Consider the following 7,346-nt stretch of genomic DNA (forward strand, 5'->3'; position numbering starts at 1 on the left):
ACGGCAGCTCGAACTGGGCCACCCGCCCCGCCAGCGGTTGGGCGAGCAATGCGCGAAAAGCGTTGCCATCGCCGAACCGTTGCACGTCCTCGTCGTCGCCCTCGCCATTGCATGCGCCGACCATAGCGTTACCGGTCGAATACGACGCGGTTATGTCGAGGAGTGAACCTTGGCAGATCTCGTTCGCTTGACGCAGAAGCTCGTGGCGAACCCGCTCGACACGATCGAGATCGGCGGGTGAGACCGTCGTCGTTATGTGGGTGGTGGCCATGCCGCCGGTGGACGACGGCTGGACCATGAGCGTGCTGAAGTCGGCCGGGCCACTGCCCTGCTCGATCACGGCCATGAGCGAGATGAGTCGGTCGCCGTTGGGAAGGGCCGGTCTTTCCAACACAAAGACGTTGGTGGACAGCGCCGGCACCGGGTGGTATCCCATCCACAGCATCGGGTGCCGGAAAGCGCCCAGCGACTCACCGGCTTCGATTCGCGCGAGGGCACCCACACATAAGTGATCGGTGATGGTGGTCGTGATCGACTCACCTGTCGTCCGGGCCAGGATCTGGATGTTGCCGATGGCGGACGATGCGAGGACGCACGCATCAAAACCTCGCCTTGTCGACGGCGTACCAGTAGGAGTCTCAACATCGACATCCCAGCCGCGCCTTGTCCGCCTGAGCGAAAGCGCACGGCCACGGACGATACGGAAACGGTCGCTCACGGCGGCCAGCCGAAGAGCCTCCGGTAGCGGTGAATACGCTTCGAACTGGCCGGTCCGGTCATCATAGCGCGCCGCTTGCGGAGCGTGCCGGATGCCGATTCTCGTCGCGGCAGCCGACAGTGACGACCCCCGCAGCTCTGGAAACCCCGGCCCTAGTTCGTCGCAGACCTGCGCATAGAGCCCACGCGGGCCGGCTAATCGTTCCTGCCAACGAGGATGCCAATCACCGAGCTCCTCGGGGGTGAGACCGAGCAGGACGCCGTGATAACACAAAGAACGTCCACCGAGTCGTTCTGAAAGACCACCGCCAAATCCCCATCCGTCGCTGGACCACAATCGGACCTTCTCATCCCCCGGGTGGGTCGAGGTGTCCCAGTTGGCATGACGGCGACGGGTCGACGGCCCGGTCTCGACGACTTCGACCTCTATTCCCGGATGGGAGGCTATTCGGACCGCGGCCTCCAGACCGGCCAATCCGCCACCGATGACGGCAACCCGGCGGTGCATCATCGCCTCCGGTCCGAAAATGTCCACACGGACAATTGCCCGTGTATGATTTCCTCGGCCGCAAATTTCGCACATTCTCAGCGAGCTGTCAAGGCGGTGCTGAACAGCCAGCTGCCCATGTTCGACGCAGGCCGGCAGCCGCCGTAGTCCTGCCAGGCCGACCGCCCAGCTCAGCGGCCGGGAAAGCGGGGTGGGAGAAGGCCGTCTCGTTCCCCACGTCATGGAGGCCAAGACGCAGCGATCTGGTGACGCCGTTCGTGGCATCGACAAGACGATCGCGCCGCAGCGCGGCCAGGAACGGGCGCACCTCGAGCCACTCGTGGATCGGCTCCCCGCCCGCCCCAGGGGCGGCCGACAGGTTCCCGGCCAGCTCGACGGCGCGCTCGTAGCTGTCGACGTCGATCACCATCCAACCGGCGATGAGGTCCTTGGTCTCGGCGAACGGGCCGTCGGTGACCGGCGGGCGCCCCTCACCGTCGTACCGGACGAACGTCCCCACGGGGGCAAGCGCCTGACTGTCGACGAACTCGCCGGTCCCCTCGAGCCGGGCCGCGAAGTCGTGCATGTACTGCACGTGCGCCGAGATCTCCTGGGGCGTCCACTGGTCCATGGGCACGTCGTTGACCGGAGCCGGAGCGCCGCGGTAGTGCTTGAGCAGCAAGTACTTGGCCATCGTGTTTCTCCTCGGTGCTGGTGCGACCGATTTTGGTCGCGTTCACCGCGGGGACGGAGCCACCCACGGGTTGCTTGTCAGCTGGTGTACGGATTCCTCAAGGTCATGGGCGTGTGCGCGATGTCAAGTGCCGGCTGAGGGAAACGGGGGCCTGCCGTGTAGTAGCGGGCTCGGGTTCGGCCGACCGGTGCTAGGAGGTGGGCGGTGGTGAGGTCGCGGAGGTCGCGTTGCGCCTGCTGCAGACTCAGGCCCTCGGCGTGCTCGTAGCGTGAGCGGCGGACGCGTCCAGCCATGGCCACGTCGTGCAGGGCGGTCACCACTCGCTCGTCCAGACCGGTGCTCTCGGCGAATTCGGAGAGTGCGCCCCATACCCGCCCGGAGCGGTCGAGTCGGCCTTGAACGGTCTGGGCCTGCTGGTGATAGGCGGTCAGGTTGACGCGGATCCAGCTGGAGACGTCCTGGTCGGGACGGTACTTCGGGCCCCGATCGGTGAGTTCGCGGTAGTACTCCCAGGTGTTGCCGGGACGGCCGAGCCACGCCTCGATGGACGAGAGCTCCGGGGCCAGGACGCCTTCACGGGCGATCATGAGCGTCTGCAGCGAACGGGACATCCGGCCGTTCCCGTCGGCCCAGGGGTGGATGGACACAAGGTGCAGATGTGCCATAGCCGCTCGCACCAGCAGGTGGGTGCCGTTGTCGGCGTTGAGCCAGTCGATGAGTTCCGTCATCAGCGCGGGGACGACATCGGCGTCCGGGGCTGTGTAGGCCGCGATGGCGGGGTCGCGGGCGTCGGTGACGTAGACGGGGCCCCGGCGCCACTGCCCGGCCGGCTTGCGCACGGCGTGACGGTGGCCTTGCAACATCCAGTGCAGAGCGTTGAGTAGGCCTTTGCTGTAGCTGAAATCCTCGGCATCGTGGAGCGTCTGGATATACGTCATCATCCGCTGGTAGGCGAGGGTCTCTTCGCGGTTCTCGTCCGAGATCTCAACATCTCGCTCGCCGTCCATCAGGTCCTCGACGTCGATCGTGGCTACCTTGAAGCCCTCGATGGAGTTCGAGGCTGCGACGGCATCGGCGGTGAGGAATTTCCGGAGCCTCTCAGTCCATTTCGACGGCGTGGTCTGGATGTGGTGCCGCAGTGCATCCCGCATGCCGTCGATCTCGCTGAGCACCTGATCGTCGGCAGGTCTGAGGGCCGGCGTGGGGTAAAGCATGCATCGACGATAGATTGACGTAGTCATCACATCAAGCTAGGTGGTCCGGCTGCGGGCAGGTGGCCTTGCGGGGTTCCAGAACTCGGCCACCGGCGTTGAGCTGGGCGTTCAAGCGGCTCGTTCGTAATCGTTGAGCAGGCCCCCGAGGACAGGTCGGCGCTTGATCCGTTCCGTTGAAGAAGGCGTCGGCCGCTGAAGAAGGCGTCGGCATGCGGTCGGTGACCTCGGCCCGGACCGTGCACACGAACCGTTCCGCATGGGCGTTCGCTCGGGGAGCTCGAGATGCCACCCAAGGCGTCCCGCCGGATCAAGTGAGGCCAACCCGCGTCGGGATCGATGACCGCCAGCCGCTGTACGCCGATCTTGTAAGGATGCTGGCCAGAGCGTCGCCAACGTAAATCGCTTGTCACCAAGATCGATAGTTTGGTGTGTGCGAACCGCCGAACGACCAGCTCAGGCGGCATGTGACCGCCGGCAGACCCGCGGGTCAACACGCCGCCATTGGAACGAAGGCCGAATCGACGGACATCAGGGGGTTTTGTTCGGGAGGTAGTCTGCCTCCACGCTGCTGGCTTCCCAGCACAGCCGCTCCGACCATCCGGGCGTCGGGAGCAGCGACCACCACGAGATCGTCGAGTTGTACGCCCAGCGGCCGGTTGCCGGACCGAACTGCAGCGCGACCGTTCCACGCTTCGCGAGCTGGCTCAGCGTGTGGGCGAGCAACGCGGACACCGTGTATTGCCGCGGCGCCAGTTCTCTGCGTCCGTAGCGAACGGATGGATCGAAGCCATCACTGTGGTGATGTCGCAGGTGCGTCACGCGTGGCAGCAGCACAGGCGAGGCTGGCAGATCGACCGCGACATAATTCGGCAGCATGGTGAACGCTTGGCCCTTCGTTGGCCGGTCCATCGAGCTAAGCGAGATCACGACAGTGCTGGCCGAGGGTCAGGGAGTCCTCCTTGAAGGTGCGGCGGGCGTCGGTAAGAGCCGCCTGTTGGAGGAAAATGCCCGCCAGCTGGACCCTGAGCAGCACGCCGTCATCAACGTCTACGCGACCGAAGCCATGTCCGCGATACCGCTGGGCGCCCCGGCCAGGACCGGTCGGTGTGGTGAATCGCCAGACTCTGAAAACCCGCCCCTCCTCAGGCTTTTACGGCTGTGCAGGTGCAGCCGCGGTCTGCCAACCGTCGTACGCGGCCTTCACGTGTCACCAGCTTGTCATTCACTCACGATTGGATCAAGGGAGTTTATGCCGGTGTCTGTGACAACCGCGCCCCCGTGCACCGCGCCCGCCTGGCCGGTCGAGGCCGGGTCGCATCGGGTCGATGTGCAGAATCTGCCTCGCAGGCGGCCTGCCGGATCCTGCGCGAGCAGGTGGGCCTGGACGTGGTTCCGGCTCGGCTGTGGCCGATCGGCACCCAGCACAACTGGACGCCAGCGGGCAGTCGGATCGACCTCTACTTCACCCCGGGCGTGTTCCACGGCATACCCGTCATCATGAACCGAGCGTGCTACGAGGATCTGCGCTGGTTTGATCAGGATCAGCTGCCACAGGATCTCGCTTCCCATGTGCGCGCCGCGGTCGACGCCTTCCGCAAACCCGAGTCATACGGCGAGACCGGCTGGCCGGATCGAGCATTGCCAGCATGACCGCGTGGGCCTGCCGTGTGGGCCGCGCAGGACTGATCCACGTGGAGCTCCTCGACCAGCCGATCCGGTGGCCGTTCACGGCCTGACGGCCGGTAAAATAGTAAAGTCGGGTGGGTGACCACATCCCGGGCGGCGGCTGGGAAATTACTGGCCATCAGTGATCTGCATGTCGCCTATCCCGAGAACCGTCAGATCGTCGAGGGGCTTCACCCGGAGTCGGCTGGGGACTGGCTGATCGTGGCCGGTGACGTCGCTGAGGTCGCCGCGGATGTCGAGTGGGCGCTGGCGCTGCTGCGCGACCGCTTCTCCACCGTGATCTGGGTTCCTGGTAACCACGAGCTGTGGACGCCGCGAAAGGACCCGGTGCGGTTGTCCGGTGACCGGCGATACCGACACCTGGTACAGATGTGCCGCGGCCTGGGCGTACTGACCCCGGAGGATCCCTATCCCGTCTGGGAGGGCGCCGGTGGCCCGGCGACCGTGGCACCGCTGTTCCTGCTCTACGATTACACGTTTCGTCCGGCGGGCACGCGCACCAAAGAGGAAGGGCTTGCCGTGGCCCACGAGGCGGGTGTGGTGTGCTCGGACGAGTATCTGCTGGACCCGGATCCGTACCCGGGTGTGGACGCATGGTCACAGGTGCGGGTCGCGCATACCCGGACGCGACTCGCCGAATGCGATCCGAACCTGCCGACCGTCCTGGTGAACCATTTCCCGCTGGTACGCGACCCGACAGCTATCTTGCGGCACCCCGAGTTCGCGCAGTGGTGCGGCACCGAGAGCACCGCCGACTGGCATCGTCGGTTCCGGGCCACCGCCGTCGTCTACGGCCATCTTCACATTCCGCGGACGACCTGGTACGACGGAGTCCGGTTCGAGGAGGTCTCGGTCGGTTATCCGCGGGAGTGGCGCCGCTGGAGCATCCCGCGGAATGTTCCCCGTCAGATTCTGCCGGAGCCCGATCTGTATCCTTCGGCTTGGAGCCTTTCGAGCCGGCAGGCACCGAGCCGGCAGGCACCGAACCAGCAGGCACCGAACCAGCAGGGCTGAGGCACACGTGACTGAGACCGGCCTGCTTGCGGCCCTTCTGCCCGCCGACGCGGTCGCGGTCGAGGCGTTCACCGACGACCCGGACGCCGTGCTGTTTGCCGAGGAGGAGGCGACCCTCGGGCGGTCCGTGGACAAGCGGCGCCGGGAGTTCACCACCGCCCGGGTATGCGCCCACCGCGCGCTCGCCACGCTCGGCCTACCGCCGGCGCCGATCCTGCCCGGTCCCCGACGCGAGCCGCAATGGCCCGCCGGAGTCGTCGGCAGTATCACGCACTGTGCGGGATATCGCGCGGCTGCCGTGGCCTGGTCTACCGATGTCGTCACGATCGGTATCGATGCGGAACCCAACGCGGTTGTCCCGCCGGGCGTCCTGGACCATGTCGCCCTGGCCGAGGAGCACGCCTGGCTCGGTCCACTGCAGGCACACCACCCCGAGGTGTGCTGGGACAGGCTGCTCTTCAGCGCCAAGGAGTCGGTCTACAAGGCGTGGTTTCCCCTTGCCGGGCGCTGGCTCGGCTTTGACGACGCGGTCATCACGGTCGAGCCGTCCACCGGTACCTTCTCCGCCCGGCTGCTGGTGGCGGGACCGATCGTCGCCGGTTGCGAGCTGACCGGGTTCACGGGTCGTTGGATGCTCGGCAAGGGCCTGCTCATCACGGCGATCACGCTGCCTGCGGTCACAGCGCCGTCCATCACAGGGCCTGCGATCACAGCGCCTGCGGTCACAGCGCCGTCCATCACAGGGCCTGCGGTCACAGGGCCGGAACTCTGACGGCGGAGACGACGTCAACGAGTTCCGCCCGGGTCGGTAGGTCCGCGGGTCGCGTCGGGCGCCATCCCGAGGCGAGCAGTTCTGCCACCCGTGGTTCCACCGCACGCAGGTCCTCCGGTGCATCGACCAGGTGCATGTGGCGGAACACCGCGCGTGCCACCACCGGGTCGGCAGCGGCGGCGGCGAGCACCATGAACCGCGGCATGGCAGCCGGGCTCGGCGGGCTCATGGCCGGAATGGCGGGAACGTCCGAAACAGTTTCGTTCACGGCGGCACGCCAGACTACCGAACGCGACCGATCCAGTGACCGGGCGTCGTCGAACCACGACCACAGCTCGTCATGGACCCAGGCGTCAACACGTTCACGCCACAGCTCGGGATCCGCCGGGTTCTCCGCGACCGCCCGGGCGAGGGTGAGAGCGTGCGCCACGGCCAACGACGTGCCCCGACCGAAATGCGGGTTGGTGCTGCAGACAACGTCGCCGATCGCGTGCACGCCCGGTGGCGTGGCCGGGCCCAGCGGCCGGAACACGTTGCGCAGCCCGTTCATGACCATGATGTCCGAGATCGGCTCGGCGACCGCGGGGTCGGTCCAGGCCGCGCCGAAGGGAACCACGCGCACGGCTGCGTCGAAGACGGGCACTGTGCGCAGGCCCGCCAACGCGCTGTCCTCCGGCAGATGCACGAACGTGACGGTGAAGGTCCCGGCGTCCTGGGGGAAGACCAGGAACGAGTAGCCGTCACCCTCCTCGACCCCGATCA

At 66.6% G+C, this 7,346-nt stretch carries 6 protein-coding genes and 2 pseudogenes; 3 read left to right on the forward strand and 5 right to left on the reverse strand.

What is annotated here, in order from left to right; all coding sequences use genetic code 11:
* From U9977_RS23950 to U9977_RS23965, 4 genes and pseudogenes are all read right to left on the reverse strand, one after another.
* Nucleotides 1-1,252, reverse strand: a 1,252-nt coding sequence (locus U9977_RS23950; protein WP_322751543.1) for an FAD-binding protein, incomplete at its 3' end; no start/stop codon positions are given.
* Between the two features lie 259 nt (nucleotides 1,253-1,511).
* A pseudogene (locus U9977_RS23955) lies at nucleotides 1,512-1,898 on the reverse strand (YciI family protein); the annotation flags it as partial.
* Between the two features lie 77 nt (nucleotides 1,899-1,975).
* Nucleotides 1,976-3,112, reverse strand: coding sequence for a Fic family protein (locus U9977_RS23960; RefSeq protein ID WP_322751544.1), 1,137 nt, complete (start codon nucleotides 3,110-3,112; stop codon nucleotides 1,976-1,978).
* Nucleotides 3,113-3,640: 528 nt separating this feature from the next.
* The gene (locus U9977_RS23965; protein WP_322751545.1) at nucleotides 3,641-4,021 is read right to left on the reverse strand and encodes a hypothetical protein; all 381 of its coding nucleotides are present in this window, start codon (nucleotides 4,019-4,021) and stop codon (nucleotides 3,641-3,643) included.
* A 306-nt stretch (nucleotides 4,022-4,327) separates the two neighbouring features.
* On the opposite strand from U9977_RS23965, the gene U9977_RS23970 reads away from it, so the two are divergent.
* From U9977_RS23970 to U9977_RS23980, 3 genes are all read left to right on the forward strand, one after another.
* Entirely contained in the window at nucleotides 4,328-4,762 is a 435-nt protein-coding gene (locus tag U9977_RS23970; protein ID WP_322751546.1) for a hypothetical protein, read from the forward strand.
* Nucleotides 4,763-4,876: 114 nt separating this feature from the next.
* Entirely contained in the window at nucleotides 4,877-5,812 is a 936-nt protein-coding gene (locus tag U9977_RS23975; RefSeq protein ID WP_322751547.1) for a metallophosphoesterase, read from the forward strand.
* Nucleotides 5,813-5,834: 22 nt separating this feature from the next.
* Nucleotides 5,835-6,584, forward strand: coding sequence for a 4'-phosphopantetheinyl transferase family protein (locus U9977_RS23980; RefSeq protein WP_322751548.1), 750 nt, complete (start codon nucleotides 5,835-5,837; stop codon nucleotides 6,582-6,584).
* Here the strand turns inward: U9977_RS23980 and U9977_RS23985 are convergent.
* Nucleotides 6,565-7,346, reverse strand: a pseudogene (locus U9977_RS23985) (FAD-dependent oxidoreductase); the annotation flags it as partial. The gene U9977_RS23980 and the pseudogene U9977_RS23985 overlap by 20 nt on opposite strands.

This window comes from Protofrankia sp. Cas8 (genome assembly GCF_963555845.1).
Classification (GTDB): domain Bacteria; phylum Actinomycetota; class Actinomycetes; order Frankiales; family Frankiaceae; genus Protofrankia.